The organism is Synechococcus sp. A15-60 (assembly GCF_014280095.1).
In the GTDB taxonomy this organism is placed as follows: Bacteria; Cyanobacteriota; Cyanobacteriia; order PCC-6307; family Cyanobiaceae; genus Synechococcus_C.
Window position 1 is genome coordinate 693,233 of the sequence record NZ_CP047933.1, and the last position, 21,157, is coordinate 714,389.

The following is a 21,157-nucleotide window of genomic DNA, read 5'->3' on the forward strand; positions in this document are numbered from 1 at the left end:
CTCTTTGGGTTGGTTGAGTTCGCCAAGGCCGGATCAGCGGCAGACCTCGCTGTCTTGTTCGCTTTGAGTGGCGATCGGTCCGCAGTTGAACCAACGCACCAATTGCACCTCTACATCCGTGAACAGCACGAGAATGCCGCCACAGAGAAGAACAACGGCGGCGGTGGCCCAGGTCTGACGACTGGTCATTGATGGTCTGGGCATGCAGCGAGCGCCTCGAACTTAGGGCCCAGGCCCTGCTTTTGCCACGCGTCTGCCAGTGCAGCTGCGTTGAGAGGCTCCAACACCGGTAGTTCAGCCAGCACGGGAACATGCCCCAGTTCTGACAGGGTGCGCGGATTGTCAGCGTGCCGGGGACCGTTGATCACAAGACCCAGCACCGGAATGCTGCGGTTTCGAAGTGCCTCCAGGCTGAGCAGGGTGTGGTTGAGCGTGCCCAGACCACTGCGAGCCACGAGCACCACGGGGAGCCCCCAGCGCTGCAGTTGATCAATCTGCTGCCATGACCGGTTCAGTGGTACATGCAGTCCCCCCGCCGTCTCGACCACAAGGGGCGTCCCATCGTCGGCTGGCAGGGTCAGGCGGTCGGGGTCGAGTTGTCGATTCTCAAGCTCCGCAGCCCAATGCGGCGACACCGGAGCATCAAAGGCGTATGCCTCGGGTATCCACTGGGACGCTGGCAAGTCGATTAAATCCACCACCCGTTGCCGATCTCCGCCGCCCTCGAGTCCGCTCTGAACCGGTTTCCAGTAGCGGGCCTTCAGGCCCTGGACGAGCAGGGCGCTGATCACCGTTTTGCCGACGTCTGTGTCGGTGCCGCAGACCACAAGGCGTAGTGGAGTCCGGGGTGCGGTCATCGGCGGATCAGCAGCAGTTGGATCACCCAGGTGAGTCTGAGCCTTCGATCGTCATCGCGATCAGGCCAACACCTCTGCAGCGCTCGCCAGTCCTGCACAGGTAGAGCCTGGGTCCGGCTTGAGCCGGCACCCACGCGGCGGAGCGGTTTCAGCAGCTGGGGGAGATTGATCGCACTCGTGGTGAAGTGAAGCTGTTGGGTGAATTGAAGCTGCTCTGATTCCAGATCACCACACAACGACGCGTGGTGTGGAAATGCCAGCGCGCTGCAGGCAATCCCGCTTTGTGCAGAAGCCTGATGCCACTGTGGGAAGCAGCCTTCAACCGGCAGAGCAAGCGCCAGCCATCCACCCGATTGAAGCCGGTTCAGCCATTGCTTCACCCGTTGTTCAGGGCAGTCCAGCCAGTGCAGACAGAAACTGGAGGCGAGCAGGCTGGGGCTGAGCTCCCAGCTGGGTAGGGGTTGCCTCAGGTCCCAAAGCTGGGTGCGCACAGATGACGGTTGCTGGCGCAACATGGCGTCACTTCCGTCCAGACGCAGCACCTGTTGCCCAGGGTGATGGCTCTCCAGTGCATCAGCGAGGTTCCCGGTGCCGCTGCCAAGATCAACCCACAATCCCTTGGGGACGCCGACCCTTCTGCAATGGCCTGCTAGGCGCCAGGCCACGGCACGCTGAAGCATGGACGCCGAGTCGTAGCGGTCGGCCGCGGCTCCGAAGCGTGACAGCACGCGGTCACCCCAGGCATCGGTGGTCATGCCGGGCCTGGGGACGCATGGTCCAGCCACTGTTGAACACGCTTCAGCAGATCGGGAACCAGCAAGGCATGGCCTGCCTTGCGCAGCTGCCAATGCTCTGGTGGTTGTTCGAGATGGCGTTCGAGTGCGAGCAGCTGATCTCGACGGGCTGCTGGAGCGACGATCGCATCCTCCTCAGCATCCACCACCAGAACCCTTGCGCTGGAGGGGAGTCCCTTGGGCAGGCCACAGGTGGCAATCAGTTGGTCAAGATCGTTGGCAAGCCGCTCTCGGCCTTGCGCAGAGAGCCCCTTCTGCACGGGGCCATGCGGCAAGCCATCGGCGTTGCCGGGTTGCGCGGCTCTTCGAAGAAACGTGCGCAACATGGCAGTTTCTCCTGCTCCGCCGATTGCCTTGCGCATTCCTCTAAGACCTGTTCGCAGCGCGCGCCCTTGCGGGCCTTCAGGAACGAATCGCCCGAAGCTGGCTAGCAGCACCACTTCGGTGGCCTGCGTCAGCACATCGGTCCCGATCAGATGCGGGCCTAGGGAATGGGCAATCACGGCACGGCACGGTTGGGATTCCCCTGGTTCCGACGTCTGCCAGAAGGGCATTGTGGGTGTGCGGTCGCCGTAGCCGCGTTCGCCACTGCACCAGCTCCAGCCATGCCGGCTGAAATGGCGCTCCCAGGCCTGCCAGCTGCCTCCGTCGCCGCTCCAGCCATGCATGGCGATGACCTGTTTCATTGAGCACTGCCGGTGCGAGCCAGAACCTGGATCAGAGAGTCCAATGTCTCATCGGGCAGGGTGCGATGCAGCACTAGACGGAGCCGGGCACAGCCTTCTGGCACCGTCGGTGGGCGGATCGCAACGGTGAGCAGACCCGCTTGCTCCAGCTCCCCCTGCAGGTCCAGTGAGGTTTGGTCGTCTCCTACTACGAGCGGCAGAATCGGACCGGTCCCCATCGGCCGCGTCCAGCCAGCGGTCTGCAGGCGGGCTCGCCAGATCTCGCCCCGTTGCAGCAGCTCCGCCCCCCAGCTGGGATTGTCCTGGATCAGCTGCAAAGCAGCGAGGGCCGCCGCGGCCAACGAAGGTGCGAGTGCTGTGGTGTATCGGAAGGCCCCACTGCTCTGCAGCAGATGGTCGCCAAGAGCTTCGTCACAGGCCAGGAAAGCGCCGCCGCTACCGAAGGACTTGCCGAAGGTGCCACTGATCATGGTCACGTCGCTCATCCTGTACCCCAGTCCCCGCCCACCGTCACCCAGCACGCCGAGGGCGTGCGCTTCGTCGAGCAGCAGCTGTGCTCCGTGCTGCCGGCACAGTGCGGATAGCTCAGTCAGTGCAGGACTAGTTCCCTCCATGCTGAACAGGCTTTCCGTGATCACCAGCAGCGGAGCGCCGGGACGATCGTCCCGGCATTGCAGCAGCAGATGCTCCAGTGCTTGTAAGTCGTTGTGGGCAAATCGCCGGAGGCGGGCTCCGCTGGCTTGCACGCCCACCAGCAGGGAGTGATGAATCAGCCGATCTGCAAGCACGATCGTGTGACGGCCCGCCAGGGCGCTCACGGCCGCCAGATTGGCCTGGAAACCGCTGGGAAACAGCAGCACCCGTTCGCGTTCCAACCAGTGGGACAGAGCGGTTTCCAGTTGGTCATGCACGGGGCGTGTGCCGCTCACCAGGCGCGATCCAGCGGCTCCAGCACCACTTCGCAGCAGTTCCTCATGGGCTGCGGCGATCACAGCCGGATGGCGGCACAGGCTCAGGTAGTCGTTACTGGCCAGATCCAGCAATCCCTCATCGGCAGTCGCCATCCCCGCTTGCAAGCGACCATCCTTCCCTGATGGAGACCAGGTGCGCAGCTGACGGCGGCGGGCCGGAGGAATGTTCATGCCATCAGTCTCGGTCCCCACAGCCCAGCAGGATGGTTGACGTTGTTTGGCTTATGCGGCCTCCATCCATGGCCCGTGCCCTGGAGCATTTCACCCTCCTCTTTCCTCTCTGGACTCTGTTGGCTGCTGTCCTGTCACTGATGCAGCCCGATTGGTTTAGCTGGGTGAGCGGACCTGTGATCGTTTGGTCGCTGGCGTTGATCATGCTGGGGATGGGTCTGGGTCTAGCTCCGTCTGATTTCCGTCGGGTGCTGGTGGCGCCCCGGCCGGTTCTGCTCGGCGTGGTTTGTCAGTTTGTGGTGATGCCGTTGCTGGCAGCCTTGGTGGCCTGGGTGCTGGGTCTGGCACCGCCGTTGGCCGTTGGGTTGATTATCGTGGGCTGCTGCCCCGGGGGCACCGCCAGCAATGTGGTCGCCCTGATTGCCAGAGCTGACATCGCCCTTTCGGTGGTGATGACCTCGCTCAGCACGCTGCTGGCTGTGGTGTTGACACCTCTGCTCACCGGTCTGCTGGCGGGGCGTTACGTGCCCGTGGATGGTTGGACCCTGCTGGCCAGTGTGCTGCAGGTGGTGCTCGTTCCGGTGGCCTTGGGCGTGTCCCTCAAGCAGGGGCTTCCGCGCTTCGCTGCCCGTGTCGAGCCGTTGATGCCTCCGGTGGCCGTGCTCGCGATCGCGCTGATTGTGGGTGGAATTGTGGGCAGTCAGCAGGAGGTGCTGTTGCGCCAGGGAGGACTGCTCGTGCTGGCCACACTGCTGCTGCACGGCGGCGGGTTCCTGCTGGGTGGGCTGTTTTCGGCGTTGATGGGGGAATCGGTGCCGGCGCAACGCACCATCAGCATTGAAGTTGGCATGCAGAACTCAGGATTGGCTGTCGTCCTGGCCCGCTCCGGTGGCTTTGCCAGCCCGCTGACCGCGTTGCCGGGTGCCATTTCAGCCGTGATCCATTCCCTGTTAGGAAGCCTGTTGGCGGCTCTGTGGCGGCGGCGTCCTTAGGATCGCCACATGCCGGATCCTGAGACCCAGGCTGCAAAGCCCGAAAGCGTGGGATCTCCGGATCCGGCGCGACTCTTTCCGTTTCCACTGGATGACTTTCAGTTGGACGCGATTGATGCGCTCAACCAGGGCCATTCGGTGGTGGTCAGCGCTCCCACGGGTTCAGGGAAAACGTTGATCGGTGAATACGCCATTCACAGGGCGATGGCGCATGGTCAGAAGGTTTTTTACACCACGCCTTTAAAGGCGTTGTCCAATCAGAAGCTGCGTGATTTCCGCGAGCAGTTCGGCGTTGAGAACGTCGGTCTGATGACCGGTGATCTCAGCGTCAATCGCGACGCATCGATCGTGGTCATGACCACGGAAATCTTCCGGAACATGCTTTACGCCGAGGCGGATGAGCATGACGACCCCCTGGCGGATGTGGAGGCCGTGGTGCTGGATGAGTGCCACTACATGAACGATTCCCAGCGAGGAACTGTTTGGGAAGAATCCATCATTCACTGCCCGCCGGTTGTTCAGCTCGTCGCGCTGTCGGCAACGGTGGCCAATGCAGGGCAGCTCACCGATTGGATTGAACGGGTCCATGGCCCCACCCGTTTGGTGCTCAGCGACTTCAGGCCGGTGCCGTTGCAGTTCAGCTTCTGCAGTGCCAAAGGGCTGCATCCGCTCCTCAACGATGAGGGCACTGGACTGCATCCCAACTGCAAGGTCTGGCGTGCACCCAAGGGCCACAAGCGCAAGGGGCGTTCGCCCCGTCCTCCTCAGCCGGAGCCCCCGCCGATCAGTTTTGTGGTGGCGCAGATGGCTGAGCGCGACATGCTGCCGGCCATCTATTTTATTTTTAGCCGCCGCGGTTGTGACAAGGCGGTGCGCGATCTTGGCGTGCAGTGTCTGGTCACGGACGCCGAGCAGGCTCGGATCCGAGATCGCCTGAAGGTTTACAGCGCTGCCAACCCGGAAGCGGTGCGCGATGGTCTGCATGCCGATGCTCTGCTCCGTGGCATTGCCGCTCATCACGCCGGGGTTCTGCCGGCCTGGAAAGAGTTGATTGAAGAGCTGTTTCAGCAGGGTTTGGTGAAGGTGGTGTTCGCCACCGAAACGCTTGCCGCAGGCATCAACATGCCCGCTCGCAGCACGGTGATCGCGTCTCTGTCGAAACGCACTGAGCGTGGCCATCGCCCGCTGATGGCGAGTGAATTCCTGCAGATGGCCGGACGGGCCGGACGACGTGGCTTGGATTCCAAGGGTTATGTGGTCACGGTGCAAAGCCGATTCGAAGGGGTACGTGAGGCGGGTCAGTTGGCCACCAGCCCGGCAGACCCTCTGGTGAGTCAGTTCACGCCAAGTTACGGCATGGTTTTGAACCTCCTGCAGCGTCACGACCTGGCCAAGGCGCGCGAGCTGGTGGAACGCAGCTTTGGTCGTTATCTGGCCAGCCTTGACCTTGTGGAAGAGGAAGAGATCCTCGAACAGCTGCGACTGCAGCTTGGGCAATTGCAGGGATCAGCTGGTGATGTCCCCTGGGAAGATTTCGAGGACTACGAAAAGCGCCGGGGACGATTGCGAGAGGAGCGTCGTCTGCTGCGCATCCTTCAGCAGCAGGCTGAAGAAACCTTGGCCCATGAACTCACGCTGGCCTTGCAGTTCGCCAGCGTTGGGACCCTGGTCAGTCTGAAGTCGCCCCAGCTCAGAGGCGGAGTGACTCCCGCGGTGATCGTCCAGAAATGTGAGGGGCCAGGCCAGTTTCCGCTGCTGCTCTGTCTCACGCTCGACAATGTCTGGCTGCTGGTGCCGTGTCAGGCCGTGGTGAGCCTGCACGCCGAACTCAGCTGCCTTCAGGTGGAGGGTGTGCAAGCCCCTGAACTCAGCCGGCCCGGTGAATTGCGTCATGGTGACCAGCAAAGCGGTGGTCTGGCCCTTGCCGTGGGCCATATGGCTCAGCGGCATGACATGACCACGCCGCAGTACGACCTGGCGGGTGAAGTGCTGTCTCAGGCCCAGACCGTAAAGGATCTGGAAGCGGATCTCGAGGCGCATCCGGCCCATCGCTGGGGCGATCGCAAGCAGCTCAAGAAGCATCGCCGCCGCATGGAAGATCTGGAGGTGGAGATTGCCGAGCGCCAGCAGCTGTTGCATCACCGGGCGAACCGCCACTGGGACACATTCCTTTCTCTCATGGAGATCCTTCAGCATTTTGCGGCTCTCGATGACCTGGAGCCCACGGAGATCGGCCGCACCGTTGCGGCCTTGCGAGGCGACAACGAGCTGTGGCTCGGCTTGGCGCTGATGAGTGGTCATCTCGATGACCTGCCCCCGGCGGAACTGGCCGCAGTGTTTGAAGCCATCAGCACCGAAGTGAATCGACCGGATCTGTGGAGTGGCTTCCCGCCGCCGGCACGGGCGGAAGAGGCGCTCCAGGATTTGTCTGGACTGCGGCGGGAACTGTTGCGGGCTCAGGAGCACCACCAGGTGGTTGTGCCTGCCTGGTGGGAGCCCGAGCTGATGGGCCTCGTGGAGGCCTGGGCGAGTGGCACTTCCTGGAATGATCTGATCGCCAACACGTCTCTGGATGAAGGCGATGTGGTGCGGATCATGCGCCGGACTGTGGATCTGCTGGCTCAGGTGCCCTACTGCGAAGCGATCAGTGAGCAGCTCCGCAGCAAGGCCCGTCAGGCGCTGAAGGCCATCAATCGCTTCCCCGTGGCCGAAGCCGATGATCTTCTCAAGGCCGCGGCGGCCGAGGCGGAGGGGCTGAATCCGGCAACCGAGCGGGCCGCTTAATCAGCCTTTCGCCTCATCAGCCTTGGCAGATGGCCATCGCAGCGGGATCCACGATGCGATCAAATTCTTCACCGGTCACATAGCCCAGTTCAAGGGCGGCTTCGCGCAAGCTTGAACCCTGGTCATGGGCATGCTTCGCAATGGCACTGGCCTTGTCGTAGCCAATGACCGGAGCAAGAGGCGTCACCAGCATCAGCGACTGTTCCAGGTAGGACTGAATGCGTTTGGCGTTGGGTTCGATGCCCTCGACCATCGACACCCGGAAGCAGCGGCAGGCATCCGTTAGCAGGGTGATGGCCTGCAGCAGGTTGAAACCGATCAGGGGTTTGTAGACGTTCATCTGCAGATGTCCGCCGGAGCCAGCCATGGCCACAGCGGCGTCGAGACCGATCACCTGCGTGCAAACCATCGCCATGGCCTCACACTGAGTTGGGTTCACCTTGCCCGGCATGATCGAGCTGCCCGGCTCATTGGCGGGCAGCTCCAGCTCATTCAGCCCAGCCCTGGGTCCGCAGGCGAGCAAGCGGATGTCGTTGGCGATCTTGAGCAAGCTCACCGCCAGCTGCCGCAGCTGACCCATCGCATTCACCAGGCCGTCATGGCCTGCCATCACCGCGAACTTGTTGGGGGCTGTGCTGAATGGCAGGCCCGTGACCTTGGCCAGTTCCGCGGCAGCCTGCTCAGCGAAGCCGTTAGGCGCATTGAGTCCGGTTCCGACAGCTGTGCCTCCCAGGGGTAGCGGCAGCACTTCACTGAGGCTGGCATCGATGCGTTGGGCGGCCATGCCGATCTGGTCTCGCCAGGCCGAGGCCTCTTGGCCAAGGGTGAGCGGCACCGCATCTTGAAGATGCGTCCGACCGATCTTCACGATCGTCTCCCAGGCCGTCGCTTTGGCCGCGAAAGCAGCCTGCAGACACTCCAATTCCGGCAGCAATCGCCGAGTGATGCCCTCAACGGCTGCCACATGGATCGCCGCTGGAAACGCGTCGTTGGTCGATTGCGAGCAGTTGACGTGGTCGTTTGGATGCACGGGGTGGTGGCTCCCTAGCGGTTCTCCCGCAGCCTGAGATGCCAGGTTGCTGATGACCTCATTGAGGTTCATGTTGGTTTGCGTGCCGCTCCCGGTTTGCCAGACCCGCAGGGGGAACTGGGCGTCGTGCTGTCCTTCGGCCACGGCGATGGCTGCTGCCACGATCTGTTCACAGCGCTCTTGATCCAGCACCCCAAGCCGTGCATTGGTGATGGCTGCTGCCTGTTTGATCCGCGCCAGAGCGTGGATCAATTCCGCAGGCATCTGGTCGGAGGCGATCGCGAAGTTTTGCAGTGATCGCTGGGTCTGGGCGCCCCAGAGCGCCTCAATGGGCACCTCCACGGCACCCATGCTGTCGGTTTCGATCCGTGTCGCTTCAGGCATTCCAGGCCAGCAGAAGGTTCATGAGCGCGGGCCCGCGCCGGGCCGCAGCACCAGAGCGATGATCAGCAGCATGCCGCTGACACTCACCACCACATAGATCCAGTCTGCGTAGGGGGTCCAGAACATGCCGTAATCGCCAAATCAGAGTCCGAGACGGTCCCAGATCACCCCCAGATTCTGCTGGTGCAGCTCGGTGCTGAAGCAGTCATTGAGCTGCTCAGGGGTGAGCTTCGCGGTGACGTCCGGATCGGCCGCCAGGTTGGCTCGGAAGTCGCCTCCATCGGTGTTCCAGGCGGTGTGTGCATTGCGCTGCACCACGCGATAAGCCTCTTCTCTGCGCATCCCTGCGTCCACGAGGCCCAGTAGCACTCGTTGGCTGAACACCACGCCGCCGTAGACATTCATGTTGCGGAGCATGTTGCCTGGGTAGACCCCGAGGCCAGCCACCACGGCGGTCATCTCGCGCAGCATGAAATGCAGCGTGACAGAACAGTCGGGAAGCATCATCCGTTCGGTCGAACTGTGGCTGATGTCCCGTTCATGCCAGAGGGCCACGTTTTCCAGTGCGGCCACGACGTAACTGCGAAGCACCCGGGCCAGGCCGCTGATGCGTTCGCTGCGAATCGGATTGCGCTTGTGGGGCATGGCTGAGCTGCCTTTCTGCCCTTTGGCGAAGCTTTCTTCCACTTCCAGCACATCGGTGCGTTGCAGGTTGCGGATTTCTGTGGCGAAGCGATCCAGTGATGCGCCAACCAGGGCCAGCGTCTGGATGTAGTCAGCGTGGCGATCGCGGGAGATCACCTGCGTGCTGGCGGTGTCGGGCGTCAGGCCGAGGCGCTCGCAGGTGAGACGTTCTACCTCAGGGTCGGTATTGGCGTAAGTGCCCATGGCGCCGCTGACTTGGCCCACGGCCACATCACCCTCCAGCCGCTCCAGTCGTTCGGCATTGCGCCGGGTTTCAGCTAGCCAGCCAGCCAGCTTGAAGCCGAAGGTGATCGGCTCACCATGGATGGCATGGGAGCGGCCGATCATCACCGTGGATTTATGTTTCGCAGCCAGTTTGGCAATGGCGGCATCCAGTGCCGCCAGCTCCTTGCGCAGCAGCGCCACCGAGGCCTTGAGCTGGAGTGCAACACCCGTATCCAGCACATCACTGCTGGTCATGCCCACATGGATGTAGCGCCCAGCATCACCCACGTGTTCATTCACGTTGGTCAGGAACGCGATCACGTCGTGACGCACTTCTGCCTCGATTTCCAGGATCCGCTCGGGTTCAAAAGCCGCTTTGCTGCGGATATCAGCCATCGCCGCTTCGGGAACGCGTCCCAGGCTGCAGTTGGCTTCACAGGCAGCCACTTCCACATCGAGCCAGCTCTGGTACTTGGCCCGGTCGGTCCAGATCTCGCCCATTTCGGGCAGGGTGTAGCGCTCGATCAAGGGATCGCAGTCGAACGGTCAATCCATGACCATACGGTGACGCAGGTGCAACACCCTTTGGCTCGGCGTCAAGCCGAACGGAGGCGGCGATGGTCGACTTCCCACTGCACATGCTGGCCCCAGGCTTGCTGACGCACCCGGCACACACCACCCCGACATTCGATCACCTGGAAGGGAGGGAGATCGTTTGGGTGATTTTCAATGGTCACGAAGGTACCGGGGTGCAGGAGTTCCAGCACGTTGCGACGCCTCTTGCACTGATGCGGGGGGTGCTTGGCTGACATGTCCGGTCAACGGCTCGGATCGATCTTCTCGGAGTTGTTTGGGGTCCTCAGTGAACCTCACAATTTTGTTCCGATTTGCCCTCTGCTTTTATGAAGAAATGGCCCGAAAACGCCGTCTGGATCTGCATCTCCTCACGTTGGGACTGGCGTCATCACGTCAGCAGGCCCAGCAGCTGATTCGTGCCGGCAAGGTTCGCGACGTCAATGGTCAACGCCTGGAGAAGCCGGGTCAGGAGATTTCGGAAGCTGCGCAACTGCGGGTTGAACAGCCACCACGTTTCGTGTCCAGGGGTGGGGAGAAATTGCTGGGTGCTTTGGAGGCGTTCCCCGTCTCAGTGACGGAAAGGGTTTGCCTGGATGGGGGGATTTCCACCGGCGGCTTCACCGATTGCCTTCTCCAACACGGGGCAAGCCGCGTCTACGGCATCGATGTGGGCTATGGGCAAACGGCCTGGAGTCTGCGCACGGATGAGCGGGTGGTGCTGCGCGAACGCACCAATCTCAGGCGTCTGACGGCAGAGGAGTTGTATGAGCAGGGCGATCCACGGCCGACGCTTGCGGTGGCCGATGTGTCGTTCATCTCGTTAGGGCTGGTGTTGCCGTCCTTGCGTGCCCTGATGGTGACCGAGGGTTCCCACGCTTCCAGTTGTGAAGCCATCGTGCTGGTGAAGCCTCAGTTCGAGGTGGGACGAGAACGGGTCGGCAAAGGGGGGGTTGTGCGCGATCCGGAGGCCCATGCCGATGCCATCGCCGGGGTCATGGCTCAGGCAGTTCCTTTGGGATGGCAAGCCTCTGGACTTGTGGGTTCACCCATCACCGGACCGGCAGGAAATCATGAGTACCTGCTTTGGCTCGCGTCAGCCGATCAACCCATAGTGAGCACATCCCAAATCGAGCGTGTGGTCACCGCAACCTTGAGAATTTGAAAGGGCTGGGTGGCCTCAGAGTGCAGCACCGTCGCGGTCACCGGTGCGGATCCTCACCACGGTGTCCACGGGGGAGATGAAAATCTTGCCATCACCGATCTCACCCGTTTTGGCGGCTTCGGCAATGGAATTAACAACAGTGTCGACTCTTGAGTCGTCGATCACCACTTCAATTTTGAGTTTTTGCAAAAACTCAACGGTGAACTCAGAACCGCGATAGCGCTCCACCTGTCCTTTCTGTCGGCCAAAGCCACGCACTTCACTCACGGTCATGCCGACGATGCCGGCATTGACGAGAGCCAGCTTGACGTCCTCGAGCTTGAACGGACGGATAATCGCTTCGACTTTTTTCATGACGGCTGATCGTGATGGCCTGAAATTAGGTTCTCAGACGCGGTTTGAGGAGGTGGGGTAGGGCAACGGATTCAGTCTCAGACCTGCTTCAGCTGCATCAGAGCAGACCCTTTCAGCGTCATCTCTGCACAGGGTGATGAGCCCGTCGGCCAGGAGCTCCCAATGCTCCGACTCGAAGTGGGTCTGAAGCCAGAGAATCCCGTGGACGCTCGCTGGAACCACTCGGAAGGAAGTGCCTTCAGCGTGCAAACGGAGATCCATGAAGGAGCCGCAGACTACGTTTCCATTACGGCCTGCGGCTCTCTCGAGAGATGTACGCGTTGCTACAGAATTAGGAGTTGAGCCGGGCCTCTGCCTGAGCGCGGCGATGTTGATAAACGCTGCCGCGGTAATGGAGTTCCACGGTGGACTCGGCTGCTGGGGCGTGGCTTAAAGGGGCGTCGTAGTGCCGGCCGCGGTAGGTGTGGTCCACGCTGGCGTGGCTGAGGCGCTCGTGGTCTGCGGGGTTGTAGGTGACTCCGCGATAAGTGCGCTCTTGGGTCTTCATGGGGACTGGCCTCGAAGGGATGATGGGTTGTCCGATCGGTGATCGGGATCGCTTCGTGGGAAGGAGCGTTGCTTCGCCGCGCGGGTGGCTACTTCCGGCTGGTAGGGGGCTGGCAAGCCAGGCCCAAGCCCAACGGTTTGTCCTTCAATGCATTTCTACCTCATTTACGCTGTTCATGGTGAACTTTTTGTGTTCTGTGATGGGGTTTTGGTCGGATTCCGCTTGGCTCACGGCTTCCCGCCGACGGTCCCGTTGGGTTTTAGGGTTTTTACAAAGCGTTGCGTTTCTCTCCTTTGATGAGTGCTTCCACGTCGGATTCCACCCGGACCCCTCTGTATGGCGAGCGGGCCATCGCCGAAGCCGAACTGATCTGTTTTGACAATCCGCGTCCCGGTCGTCCCTACGAGGTGTCGATTGAACTGCCGGAGTTCACTTGCCTCTGCCCGTTTTCTGGCTATCCCGACTTCGCGGTGCTGCGCTTGCTCTATCAGCCCGGCCCTCGTGTGGTGGAACTGAAGGCCATCAAGCTCTACGTCAATAGTTATCGCGACAAGACCATCTCCCATGAAGAGGTGGCCAACCGCATCCTGGATGACCTGGTTGGAGCCTGCGATCCGGTCTGGATGCAGCTCGAGGCTGACTTTCATCCCCGCGGCAATGTGCACACGGTGGTGCGAGTCAGTCACGGAGAGCGTCAACCCTGCTGATGAGCGCAGGAAGTTCTGCTGCAAACCCAGCCAAGTTGCGATTGCAGAGGCCTGCCACGTGAAGGCGGGCCGATGTTGTTTCCGTCACGGCCCAGATCTGTCGGGTGGCCACCATGCTCAGTCCGCCTCCCAGCAGAGTGATGGCGAATCCGGCGTACACCAGGGGAACCCCAGGGTCTCGTTTCAGCAAAAGCCCGCTTGCGGGCATGATCTCAACCACCCGCAGCGGAAGACCTTTTACGTCTGTGCCATCGCCACCAGGCCGCAGATTCGTGATCAGGCTCCCGTCGGAATCGAACACCTGAACCGGCCCTTGTTCGCTGCCTGTGCTCAGAAAGACCGGTTCGCTGCCGTCTGGCCGTGTGGGAAGCACAAGGCCCCAAATCTGATCGCCAAGTTCTGGAAAGTTGCTGAGTGGCAGTTGCAACTGAGGACTCCGCCCGATTTGCAAGGTGATTGCCGCTAGAGACCAGTCCGCCTGGTAGACGGTCATGCCCCGATAGCGCAGCGGATGATTCACGCTGATTTGCCGTTCATCCTCGGGTTCACCGGCAGGCGTCAGCTGGAGGGTGGAGCTGAATTGTTCAGGTCGACCGGCGGGATCGCGCTCGATGGCGAAATCCTTGAGGGTGACACTCAGCCTGCTGTCGCCTGTGGGGCTCAGGAGATCCAGTGAACGTCCAGGAGCAAGAAAGCGCTCCAGTCGTTGTCCGGCCAATGCTCCCCACGCAGCTCCGACCAGCAGAAGCACCAAGCCGGTGTGTACCAGCAAAGGTCCGACTTTGCCAATCACGCCTCGACGGGCGGCCAATCGGTCGCTCTTTTGACGGACGTCCCAGCCGTTCGCTTTCAGCTCACCGGCCAGAGCATTCAGCGCTCCTTGACTGTCTGAGCAGGTGCGGGTTTCAGCCAGAGCTAGCTTGCTCAGCTGCCTTGGGCGGGAATAATCGATCCAGCGCAGCGCTGCTTGCAGGGCAGGCCATTGCCGTCGCCAGCTGCAGAGCATCAGAGCGAGTCCCAGCAGGGCCAGCAGGGTCAGAAACCAGTTGCTGGCGTACACATGATCAAGCTGCAATCGCAGCATCAGGTCGCCGTTGATCAGGCCAAGCCACGGGTCTGTATTGAAACGCTCCAGATACAAATCAGTGGCTTCTTGCTGAGGAAGGATGGTCCCCAGAGCACTGGCCAGAGCGATCAGCAGCAGCAAGGCGATTGCCAGTCGCAGGTCGGAAAGAATCGCCAGCAATCGTTTGAAGATCGGCATGCTCAGACCACTCTCGCCAGTAGGGTGAGCGTGCCGACCGTGAGCAGAATCACGCCGCTAACGCTGGGGATCCAGCGACTGACGGAGCGCAGAGCCATCAGTTTGGGAATGGAGGCAGCAAGACTGCCCGCCAAGAGCAGTGGCAGCACCTGGCCGATCCCGAAGCTGAGCAGAAACAGTAGGCCGAGCACAGGATTCCCCGTGCTGGCAATCCAAGCCAGCAGGACCGCCAGTACAGGCGTGGTGCAAGGTGAAGCAGCCAGCCCGAAGGCGAGGCCAGCGGCAATTGGGGCAAGCGGTGCCGGCACACGTCGGCTCCAGGCCTGAGGATCGGGCCCTGCCGGCAGGGGCACACGAACAATTCCGAGCAGATTGAGCCCCATCACAACAGCCAGAATCGCCACGAGCGTGGGGATCAGCCCGGGAACCTGTCCGTAGATTCCGCCCAGCAATCCACTCAGGCTGCCCAGCATCACCAGTGCAGCGACGATCCCGGTGCAGAACGCCAGGCTGCGTTGCCAGGGTGACTGTTCACTCTCGAACCCTGCCAGGTAAGCCATGGTCACGGGAAGCAATGACAGGGAGCAAGGGCCCAGGCTGGTCAGTGCCCCGACAAGGAGAACGATGCCCAGGCTCAGTGGACCCGGTTGCTGCAGGGTGCTGTTCAGCAGTTGCTCACCGCTGCGCGCCAGGTCGGACAAGGCCAGGTCGAGGAAGGCGATGGTGGTCTGCCCGATCCAGGGGAAACGCAATCAAGACTACTGATCTCGGCGGAGCCGTTGCTGAAGAGCAGCCTTGTGGGCGTTGTTTTTTGAAGAGGGAATCAAGCTGGATGATTGAGCGATCGTGTTGACCTTGTTCGTTGTCGACGTCGTTCCGAGCCCGGCCTCTGGCCGACGCTGCGTCCGCCGATTAGTCCCGTTGACTCCAGCGAGCAACGGATCAACAGCCCCACAATCATCAGGCTGGACAGAAGAGAGTTGCCTCCGTAACTCATCAGTGGCAGCGGCAGGCCGGTGGTGGGCATCGCCCCGGAGGCCACGGCAATGTTCATCACTGATTGGCCGACCAGGAGCGTGGCACAACCAATGGCGACGAGACGGGCTTGGTTGCTGCGGCAACGTAAGGCCACGCGGAGGCCTAAATAGCCGATCAGCATCAGGAATAGCAACAGCAAGAGAGATCCCACCAATCCGAATTCCTCGGCGTAGACCGCAAAAATGAAATCAGTGCTTTGAATCGGCAGATACTGAAGCTTTTGGGTCGATAGTCCAAACCCCTGCCCGAACGGACCTCCCGAGCCGATGGCCAGAAGGCTCTGAATCAATTGGTAGCCATCGCCTTGTGGGTCTTTCCAAGGGTTCAGAAACGAAATCACCCGCAATCGCTGGTATTCGTTGATCATGATGCTGGCCGTTCCAAGCATGGCTCCGCCGATGGCGGTGCCGAAGAGTTGAACCAGAGGAAGACCTGCTGAGAACGCCATCAACCAGATCAGGAGACCGCTCAGTGCTGCCGTGCTCAGGTTGGGCTGTTTGAGAATGAGCAGCACCAACATGCCGAAGCTGCTGAGCCAAAGCAGCTTCTGATCGAGGCCGGTCCGCTTCCAATGGGCGAAAAGATTGGCGGCCTGGAGCACCACGAATGGTTTGACCAGTTCTGAGGGTTGAATCTGGATGGGACCGATCACCAACCAGCGGCTGGCGCCATTGACGGTTGTTCCCATCACCAAGGTGGCGGCAATCAGCAGACAGCCCATCCAGAGTGCTGGTCCAGCCACCTTGAGCCATCGCCTCAGATTGATGGAAGCCGTGAAGGCCATCAGGCTCCAGCTGGCCGTCATCCAGACCAGCTGTCGTTTGAGGTAGTAGGCGCCTTCACCCTGTTCCCGGGCCGCAACCCACCAACTGGCTGAGGCCAGTACAAGCAATCCAGCCAGGCTCCAGATGGCTGTGAGGGTCAGCAAAAGTCTGGCCTCCGCAGGCCACAGCGTCCAGTCGAGAGGTAAGTGGCGTTGCCAGAAGGGTCTTGGGAGAGATGTTGTGGGGTTCCGCTCCTTCACCGTGCTCCGCCGTGAGGATCGACTCCTTTTGGAGATCACGCTGGCGCTGCTCAAAACGATTCACGATGTTGCCTCTATTGAGCCGTTCAAAGCAGGGTTTGCCAAGGGATCTCCCACAAAAAAACCCGGCTCAGGGCCGGGTTTCTGATGGTGGAGGATGTTGTTCAGTTGCCCACGTTGATCTGTCGATTTCCCGTACAGAGCTCAACTTTGATGATTCGACCTCCCTGTTTTTGGATGCGCTGTTGTTCAGCGAACCAGCTGTCGTAGGGCACCCACTTCGTAAAGAAGGTGTTCTGTAATTCGCGCTGCGTCCGAACCTTTTCAGGACTGGGGATGCAAGCGGTGACTTTGAACAACCGCATGGGTTCAGTTGCCCAGGCCGGAGCAAATGTAGTCGAAGTACACGCCCATTTCCTTACCAGCGTCAGGACCGACCAGAGATGCAGTCACTTCCTTCATGGCCTGAATGGCTTGGACCGTTGCGCCGATGGGCACACCCAGGGAGTTGTAAGTCTCCTTGAGGCCATTCAGCACACGCTCATCGAGGATGGAGGTGTCACCAGCCAACATGGCGTAGGTGGAGTAGCGCAGGTAATAGTCGAGATCGCGGATGCAAGCTGCATAGCGACGGGTGGTGTACATGTTGCCGCCCGGACGGGTGATGTCCGAATAGAGCAGAGCCTTGGCAACCGCATCACGGATGATGGCCGAGGCATTCGCACTGATGGTGGCGGCAGCCTTCACCCGGAGTTCACCGCTGGCGAAATAGCTCTCGAGATTGGTCATGGACGTCGTGTCCAGGTACAGACCTTGGACATCGGACTTGTTGATGACGTTGGTGATCGCGTCTTGCATGGATCAGAAGTGACGTGAAGGGAGCGTTGGTTTCGGGGATCAGGCGAGAGCGCCCACCACGTAGTCGAAGTAAAAGCCGGCTTCCTCGGCATCAGCACCGCTGAGGATGCCCATGGCCACGGTTTTCATTTCGCGCACAGCTTCGGCCATGGCTTCGAGGGGGGTGCCTAGAGACCGGTAAAGCTCGCGTGCACCAATAACTCCAATCTCTTCGATCGGAGTCACGTCGCCGGCAACGACGCCATAGGTGACGAGTCGGAGGTAGTAATCCATATCGCGAAGACAGGTTGCTGTCATCGCTTCTCCGTACGCATTGCCGCCAGGGGAGATGACGTCGGGACGCTTTTGAAACAGCTGACCGCCTGCGGTCTTGACGATGCGTTCACGGCTCTCGCTAAGAACCTGAGCGACACGCAGACGTCGTTGGCCTCCGCTGACGAAAGCCTTGATCTGGTCCAGTTCGCCTGGGCTGAGATAGCGGGCTTCGGCGTCCGCGTTGATGATCGAGTTGGAGACGATGCTCATGCAGTTCTACCTCGAAGCAAGCGGCCGCCCGTAGGAGACCGGTATCCGGTGAGTGGTGTGGAGATCTCGGTTGAGATCGAAATGCAGCTTAAAGGCCGCGAGGGCTCGAATCGGGGAAATTCGAGTGGAAAGAGGGTCAGATGTTGTATCTGTTGACTTTCCGGGTGGCGCCGGTCTGTTCGGGATGCCGAAAGCAGCCAGAGCACTGTGATTCTCAATCAGCAGCCTGAAGCAGCCGAGCCCCGGTAACAGATCTTCATTGGCAGTCTGAGGTGCAGAAGCTGAAGTTCTGCCTGCTGAATCGTGGTCTTTTTTTGATAAATAGACATGAAAAAGCCGGAGGTCTTGATGACTCCGGCTCAAACAATCTTGAGGTAAAACAAATTTGGCTCAAATCGGCTCCAATCGTCTTCTGACCATCAGAGGGCTTCCCCTGGAGGAGGCGTAAGACCTGCATTGCCACGGTAAAGGCTGGCGGTTCGAGTCAGCGTTGACTGGGAGACCCCACGCCGGGAGCTCAGATTGTCAAGATCGGGCACTTCAGAGGGTTCAACGCCGGTTGATGAGCGGAGCACCAACACATCCTTGACGGCCTCGGGTTGACCGGATTCGGCCCGAATCTGCAGAAAACGGCTGGTTTCTGAAGGGGTTGAAGCCCGTCCCAGCAAGGCCAGGGTTGCGGCTGTTGCAGCGCGAAGCGGTGCCATCCGAGAGAGACGGTCTTGGAAGGCTTCACTGAGAGCGACCAACTCAATAAAACCCTCGAGATCGATCTGGCCGTCGCGCAGAAGCGACTCGGGTGAGATCAAGCGCTCGTCTTCGAGTGGAACACGATTCAGCAGTTGTCGATAAACAGCATCGACAACCTCACGGCGCTCTGATTCTGATGCCCCTCTAACGAGCGATAGTTTCATTGGTAAGCCAGACCGCTTGAGATAGCCAGCAGCATCACCGACAGGGAGTGATGCCTCAAGACGCGCACTGGGCTTGTCTGCTACGCCAGCACCACTAAGGCCGTTGCGGAAAGCACTTGGAGAGTTAAGTGAGCGACTCCAATCTTGAGCTGTCAGTGAGTCTTTGCCCCCCAATCTTGCGAGCGTTCGATTGGGAATTCGCTTCATCATCACCGACCAAGGCTCGATAGGAGCCACTTCGCTAACCCCACTGATCCATTGGTTGATGTCACCAGTGTTCCGCTGCGATTGATTGCGGGGTGTTGTGTCACCACTGGATTTGAACGCATCTTTCAGCCTGGAATCTGGGCGGGGCCTCACGGTGAGATCGGCCACAGCTGTTGCTGTGAAAGGCCTCCGCATGGATGGAGCTCGTCGAGTGGTCAGATCACCAGGGGTGATGAATCGCTCGTAAGGAACCGTGTCTTCGCCGAAGCAATCCTTGTAGTCCTTGCTGTCGATCAGGGCGTCAACAACGCCGTAAAAGCCTCGGCGAGCCGCGGTGTCGAACAACGCGTCGATTTCCCATCGGCCGAAGGTGGGACGTCCGAGCAAGCGGCGGTGCATTACCTCAATCGCTTTGGCGATGTAGAGGCCTTCCCAGTAACGACGTCGGAAGGCGTCGGAGCGCGCCACGCTGCGGATGAAATCCCTCAGGCTGATGTCGCCATTTTCCAGACGGGCTTCTTCGGATCCCAGGCGCTCACCGGCATAGCCGGCATTGCCGAGAACCTGGACGTAGACAGCCTGAATCACCGCTTGGGTGGACGATTCGGTGTTGCGGATGCTGGGTTGTCCTGCCCTGCGGGGCATGGCTGCTCCGCCGGTGGCAATTTGCTGCAGCCTCACCACACGGGGCCCCACCTTGCGTGGTCGACTACCGCGGAACTGAGGGCTGTCCATCTGTCCCGGTTGTGCCATGCCGTTGCTGACCAGCAGACGGCGCGTGTCGTAGCTGAACGGTGCCGGTCGGGTCGAGACGGACGCTGTGCCCGAGGGGAAGATGGCTCCGTACTGGTTGCCCACGGGATCGTTGCCGCCTCCGTAGACGTGCTGATCAGCCAGTGGTTGGCGGTAGGACGCGTAGAGCGTCACGTACTGAGGTGCGCCCTCGAAGGGTGCGCTGAATTTGAACAGGCGTCGGTTGGAGCCCCACCCTGCGCTCTCCTGGGCCTCTTCTCCCAGATCACGCAGGTAAGGAACGGTCTCCTCTCCGAAGGTCTGCGCATATTCATTGCTGTTGACCAGCACATCCACAAGGCCATTCAGGCCTTGTTCACTCACGATGGAAAACGACTTCCGGAATTCCTCCAGGGAGCTGATGCCACGACCAAGAAAGTGGCGATAAGCCAACTCCACGACGCGGCTGTTCACAAAACGGCCGTAAAACTGCGTTCTATATTCCTTGCTCTTCCCGAGGGCGCGGATGAATTCCCGCATGGAGATCTTGCCCTGCACGAGCTGACTGGCTTCCGAGCGGCAAGGGGTCTGTGAGTAGCCCTTGGCGATGTCGCGTTCAAACACTTGCCTGTAAGCCGCGCGAACGATCTCAGCCTTTTCCGCGCCGGAAAGACCTGGCCGCATTTCAAAGCGCTGGGCCGATTCCGAAGCCAGGGCATAAATCGCAGGGAGCTGTAGGCCCTGACTCACTGGACTGCCGGGTTTCTGGCGTGTTGAGGGAGTGGCGACGGCCAGTTCCTTCAACAAAACGTTGAAGCAATCGATGGCTAGCCGACGTGCTTCGGGGCGCTCCCTCAGCAGGTCCGCGCAGGCAGCGCGCATCTCTTGAAGGGCCACGTTGGTGGCACTCAGCGAGCAGTTTTTCTCAAGGACGTCGCGCAGTCCTCGGGTGTTCACCGCAAGGATGCTGGGGTCACCGGCAACAAGGGCATAGCCCACATAACGCAGGAACCATCCGAGGTCGCGCACGGATTTGCGCATGAAGGCTGGACCGTATTTGGCCACGCTGATCGCGTTGAATCCGGTGGGAAGCACCACGCGGACGTCGGCGTCTCCACCGGTTCCTTCGAGCAATCGCGTGAAAAAGTTGCCCCGTTTGGTGATGCCGCTGTCGCCGGTGAAGGTGCGCACGGACTGCTCGAATGCCACCTGGTCGGCCGCCAGTGGAGTGGCGTCGGACGACCGGGCCATCTCGCCTGTGCTGAGAGGGGCTTCGAGGAATGACAGCGGTGTGCCACCAACAAAAATGCGATTGGCGGCACGGGCGACGATCGCCTCGGCATTTGACGCGATGATCCGCGACGCTTCCAGCCGGTCGTTGCCGCTGCGGAAGAAGGTGATCAGTGTGTCGAGCTCGCCGCCATCCGGAAAGCGGTCTTGCTGTTCTGCCTGGCGAACGCTGGAGAGCGGCAGGGTGTCGTACAGCTGAGGGGAAACCCTTGGGCTGCCGCTGCTGGCGGTCACGGTCATGAACGGGAGCAAGCAGGGTTTGGCCACGTTACGGCTCGTGCTGAGGCCTCCCGAGCCAGCATGAACAAATGTTTGCAGGGGTTGCTGCAATTGGCGTGCTGTGGGGGGCGCTCGTGAAATGCTCCAAATCCATCCCACCTA

At 60.7% G+C, this 21,157-nt stretch carries 22 protein-coding genes; 4 read left to right on the top strand and 18 right to left on the bottom strand.

Going from position 1 to position 21,157, the window contains the following annotated elements:
- Nucleotides 1-33: 33 nt before the first annotated feature.
- From SynA1560_RS03555 to SynA1560_RS03575, 5 genes are read right to left on the bottom strand one after another with little or no spacing between them, the layout of a single operon-like run.
- Nucleotides 34-189 (bottom strand): hypothetical protein, encoded by a 156-nt coding sequence (locus tag SynA1560_RS03555; RefSeq protein WP_186470289.1) that lies wholly within the window; start codon nt 187-189, stop codon nt 34-36.
- Nucleotides 186-857, bottom strand: a complete 672-nt coding sequence (gene bioD / locus SynA1560_RS03560; protein WP_186470290.1) for a dethiobiotin synthase — start codon at nt 855-857, stop codon at nt 186-188. Before bioD ends, SynA1560_RS03555 begins: the two co-directional genes overlap by 4 nt.
- The gene (locus SynA1560_RS03565) at nt 854-1,612 is read right to left on the bottom strand and encodes a methyltransferase (RefSeq protein ID WP_186470291.1); all 759 of its coding nucleotides are present in this window, start codon (nt 1,610-1,612) and stop codon (nt 854-856) included. Before SynA1560_RS03565 ends, bioD begins: the two co-directional genes overlap by 4 nt.
- Nucleotides 1,609-2,337, bottom strand: coding sequence for an alpha/beta hydrolase (locus tag SynA1560_RS03570; protein ID WP_186470292.1), 729 nt, complete (start codon nt 2,335-2,337; stop codon nt 1,609-1,611). Before SynA1560_RS03570 ends, SynA1560_RS03565 begins: the two co-directional genes overlap by 4 nt.
- Nucleotides 2,334-3,479 (bottom strand): 8-amino-7-oxononanoate synthase, encoded by a 1,146-nt coding sequence (locus SynA1560_RS03575; RefSeq protein WP_186470293.1) that lies wholly within the window; start codon nt 3,477-3,479, stop codon nt 2,334-2,336. The genes SynA1560_RS03570 and SynA1560_RS03575 overlap by 4 nt, the downstream gene beginning before the upstream one ends.
- A gap of 68 nt (nt 3,480-3,547) precedes the next feature.
- Here SynA1560_RS03575 and SynA1560_RS03580 point away from each other — a divergent pair, with 68 nt between their 5' ends.
- Both SynA1560_RS03580 and SynA1560_RS03585 read left to right on the top strand, forming a co-directional pair.
- Entirely contained in the window at nt 3,548-4,471 is a 924-nt protein-coding gene (locus SynA1560_RS03580) for a bile acid:sodium symporter family protein (RefSeq protein WP_186501566.1), read from the top strand.
- A gap of 9 nt (nt 4,472-4,480) precedes the next feature.
- On the top strand, nt 4,481-7,255 hold the full coding sequence (locus SynA1560_RS03585; protein WP_186501188.1) for an RNA helicase: 2,775 nt from the start codon (nt 4,481-4,483) through the stop codon (nt 7,253-7,255).
- Nucleotides 7,256-7,271: 16 nt separating this feature from the next.
- On the opposite strand, the gene fumC is transcribed toward SynA1560_RS03585, so the two are convergent.
- The 4 genes from fumC to SynA1560_RS03605 all read right to left on the bottom strand — a co-directional run bounded on the left by fumC (nt 7,272) and on the right by SynA1560_RS03605 (nt 10,390).
- Nucleotides 7,272-8,669 (bottom strand): class II fumarate hydratase, encoded by a 1,398-nt coding sequence (gene fumC, locus SynA1560_RS03590; RefSeq protein WP_186470296.1) that lies wholly within the window; start codon nt 8,667-8,669, stop codon nt 7,272-7,274.
- Between the two features lie 18 nt (nt 8,670-8,687).
- Nucleotides 8,688-8,795 carry an adenylosuccinate lyase gene (locus SynA1560_RS03595; RefSeq protein WP_186470297.1) on the bottom strand — a complete coding sequence of 36 codons (108 nt, stop codon included), beginning with the start codon at nt 8,793-8,795 and terminating at the stop codon, nt 8,688-8,690.
- 15 nt (nt 8,796-8,810) lie between these two features.
- Nucleotides 8,811-10,106, bottom strand: a complete 1,296-nt coding sequence (gene purB, locus SynA1560_RS03600; RefSeq protein WP_186501189.1) for an adenylosuccinate lyase — start codon at nt 10,104-10,106, stop codon at nt 8,811-8,813.
- 68 nt (nt 10,107-10,174) lie between these two features.
- On the bottom strand, nt 10,175-10,390 hold the full coding sequence (locus SynA1560_RS03605) for a hypothetical protein (protein ID WP_186470299.1): 216 nt from the start codon (nt 10,388-10,390) through the stop codon (nt 10,175-10,177).
- 98 nt (nt 10,391-10,488) lie between these two features.
- Between SynA1560_RS03605 and SynA1560_RS03610 the strand changes: the two genes are divergently transcribed.
- The gene (locus tag SynA1560_RS03610) at nt 10,489-11,316 is read left to right on the top strand and encodes a TlyA family RNA methyltransferase (RefSeq protein ID WP_186501190.1); all 828 of its coding nucleotides are present in this window, start codon (nt 10,489-10,491) and stop codon (nt 11,314-11,316) included.
- 15 nt (nt 11,317-11,331) lie between these two features.
- Here SynA1560_RS03610 and SynA1560_RS03615 read toward each other — a convergent pair whose 3' ends face one another.
- Together SynA1560_RS03615 and SynA1560_RS03620 are read right to left on the bottom strand one after the other, a co-directional pair.
- Entirely contained in the window at nt 11,332-11,670 is a 339-nt protein-coding gene (locus tag SynA1560_RS03615) for a P-II family nitrogen regulator (RefSeq protein WP_186470301.1), read from the bottom strand.
- Nucleotides 11,671-12,001: 331 nt separating this feature from the next.
- Entirely contained in the window at nt 12,002-12,217 is a 216-nt protein-coding gene (locus tag SynA1560_RS03620; protein WP_186501191.1) for a DUF4278 domain-containing protein, read from the bottom strand.
- A 296-nt stretch (nt 12,218-12,513) separates the two neighbouring features.
- Here SynA1560_RS03620 and queF point away from each other — a divergent pair, with 296 nt between their 5' ends.
- Nucleotides 12,514-12,924, top strand: a complete 411-nt coding sequence (queF, locus tag SynA1560_RS03625) for a preQ(1) synthase (RefSeq protein WP_186470304.1) — start codon at nt 12,514-12,516, stop codon at nt 12,922-12,924.
- Here queF and SynA1560_RS03630 read toward each other — a convergent pair.
- From SynA1560_RS03630 to SynA1560_RS03660, 7 genes are all read right to left on the bottom strand, one after another.
- Entirely contained in the window at nt 12,896-14,188 is a 1,293-nt protein-coding gene (locus SynA1560_RS03630) for a cytochrome c biogenesis protein ResB (RefSeq protein ID WP_186501192.1), read from the bottom strand. The genes queF and SynA1560_RS03630 overlap by 29 nt on opposite strands.
- A 2-nt stretch (nt 14,189-14,190) precedes the next feature.
- Nucleotides 14,191-14,859, bottom strand: a complete 669-nt coding sequence (locus SynA1560_RS03635) for a cytochrome c biogenesis CcdA family protein (RefSeq protein ID WP_255477120.1) — start codon at nt 14,857-14,859, stop codon at nt 14,191-14,193.
- Nucleotides 14,860-15,011: 152 nt separating this feature from the next.
- The gene (locus tag SynA1560_RS03640) at nt 15,012-16,304 is read right to left on the bottom strand and encodes an FtsW/RodA/SpoVE family cell cycle protein (protein ID WP_370523181.1); all 1,293 of its coding nucleotides are present in this window, start codon (nt 16,302-16,304) and stop codon (nt 15,012-15,014) included.
- A 110-nt stretch (nt 16,305-16,414) separates the two neighbouring features.
- Nucleotides 16,415-16,615 carry a phycobilisome linker polypeptide gene (locus SynA1560_RS03645; RefSeq protein WP_186470306.1) on the bottom strand — a complete coding sequence of 67 codons (201 nt, stop codon included), beginning with the start codon at nt 16,613-16,615 and terminating at the stop codon, nt 16,415-16,417.
- Nucleotides 16,616-16,619: 4 nt separating this feature from the next.
- Nucleotides 16,620-17,108, bottom strand: a complete 489-nt coding sequence (apcB, locus tag SynA1560_RS03650; protein ID WP_186470307.1) for an allophycocyanin subunit beta — start codon at nt 17,106-17,108, stop codon at nt 16,620-16,622.
- 39 nt (nt 17,109-17,147) lie between these two features.
- A complete protein-coding gene (locus SynA1560_RS03655; protein ID WP_067095786.1) occupies nt 17,148-17,633 on the bottom strand; it encodes an allophycocyanin in 486 nt (161 codons plus the stop codon).
- A gap of 419 nt (nt 17,634-18,052) precedes the next feature.
- Nucleotides 18,053-21,016, bottom strand: coding sequence for a phycobilisome rod-core linker polypeptide (locus SynA1560_RS03660; RefSeq protein WP_186501193.1), 2,964 nt, complete (start codon nt 21,014-21,016; stop codon nt 18,053-18,055).
- Nucleotides 21,017-21,157: the final 141 nt, after the last annotated feature.

Excerpts from the sequence above, each read along its gene's own strand:
- SynA1560_RS03565 (WP_186470291.1), bottom strand. The coding sequence starts at position 1,612 with ATGACCACCGATGCCTGGGGTGACCGCGTGCTGTCACGCTTCGGAGCC.
- SynA1560_RS03580 (WP_186501566.1), top strand. The coding sequence starts at position 3,548 with ATGGCCCGTGCCCTGGAGCATTTCACCCTCCTCTTTCCTCTCTGGACT.
- SynA1560_RS03570 (WP_186470292.1), bottom strand. The coding sequence starts at position 2,337 with ATGAAACAGGTCATCGCCATGCATGGCTGGAGCGGCGACGGAGGCAGC.
- SynA1560_RS03655 (WP_067095786.1), bottom strand. The coding sequence starts at position 17,633 with ATGAGCATCGTCTCCAACTCGATCATCAACGCGGACGCCGAAGCCCGC.
- fumC (WP_186470296.1), bottom strand. The coding sequence starts at position 8,669 with ATGCCTGAAGCGACACGGATCGAAACCGACAGCATGGGTGCCGTGGAG.
- bioD (WP_186470290.1), bottom strand. The coding sequence starts at position 857 with ATGACCGCACCCCGGACTCCACTACGCCTTGTGGTCTGCGGCACCGAC.
- SynA1560_RS03575 (WP_186470293.1), bottom strand. The coding sequence starts at position 3,479 with ATGAACATTCCTCCGGCCCGCCGCCGTCAGCTGCGCACCTGGTCTCCA.
- SynA1560_RS03610 (WP_186501190.1), top strand. The coding sequence starts at position 10,489 with ATGGCCCGAAAACGCCGTCTGGATCTGCATCTCCTCACGTTGGGACTG.
- apcB (WP_186470307.1), bottom strand. The coding sequence starts at position 17,108 with ATGCAAGACGCGATCACCAACGTCATCAACAAGTCCGATGTCCAAGGT.
- SynA1560_RS03605 (WP_186470299.1), bottom strand. The coding sequence starts at position 10,390 with ATGTCAGCCAAGCACCCCCCGCATCAGTGCAAGAGGCGTCGCAACGTG.
- SynA1560_RS03585 (WP_186501188.1), top strand. The coding sequence starts at position 4,481 with ATGCCGGATCCTGAGACCCAGGCTGCAAAGCCCGAAAGCGTGGGATCT.
- SynA1560_RS03630 (WP_186501192.1), bottom strand. The coding sequence starts at position 14,188 with ATGCCGATCTTCAAACGATTGCTGGCGATTCTTTCCGACCTGCGACTG.
- SynA1560_RS03615 (WP_186470301.1), bottom strand. The coding sequence starts at position 11,670 with ATGAAAAAAGTCGAAGCGATTATCCGTCCGTTCAAGCTCGAGGACGTC.
- queF (WP_186470304.1), top strand. The coding sequence starts at position 12,514 with ATGAGTGCTTCCACGTCGGATTCCACCCGGACCCCTCTGTATGGCGAG.
- SynA1560_RS03555 (WP_186470289.1), bottom strand. The coding sequence starts at position 189 with ATGACCAGTCGTCAGACCTGGGCCACCGCCGCCGTTGTTCTTCTCTGT.
- SynA1560_RS03620 (WP_186501191.1), bottom strand. The coding sequence starts at position 12,217 with ATGAAGACCCAAGAGCGCACTTATCGCGGAGTCACCTACAACCCCGCA.
- SynA1560_RS03660 (WP_186501193.1), bottom strand. The coding sequence starts at position 21,016 with ATGACCGTGACCGCCAGCAGCGGCAGCCCAAGGGTTTCCCCTCAGCTG.
- SynA1560_RS03645 (WP_186470306.1), bottom strand. The coding sequence starts at position 16,615 with ATGCGGTTGTTCAAAGTCACCGCTTGCATCCCCAGTCCTGAAAAGGTT.
- SynA1560_RS03595 (WP_186470297.1), bottom strand. The coding sequence starts at position 8,795 with ATGTTCTGGACCCCCTACGCAGACTGGATCTATGTGGTGGTGAGTGTC.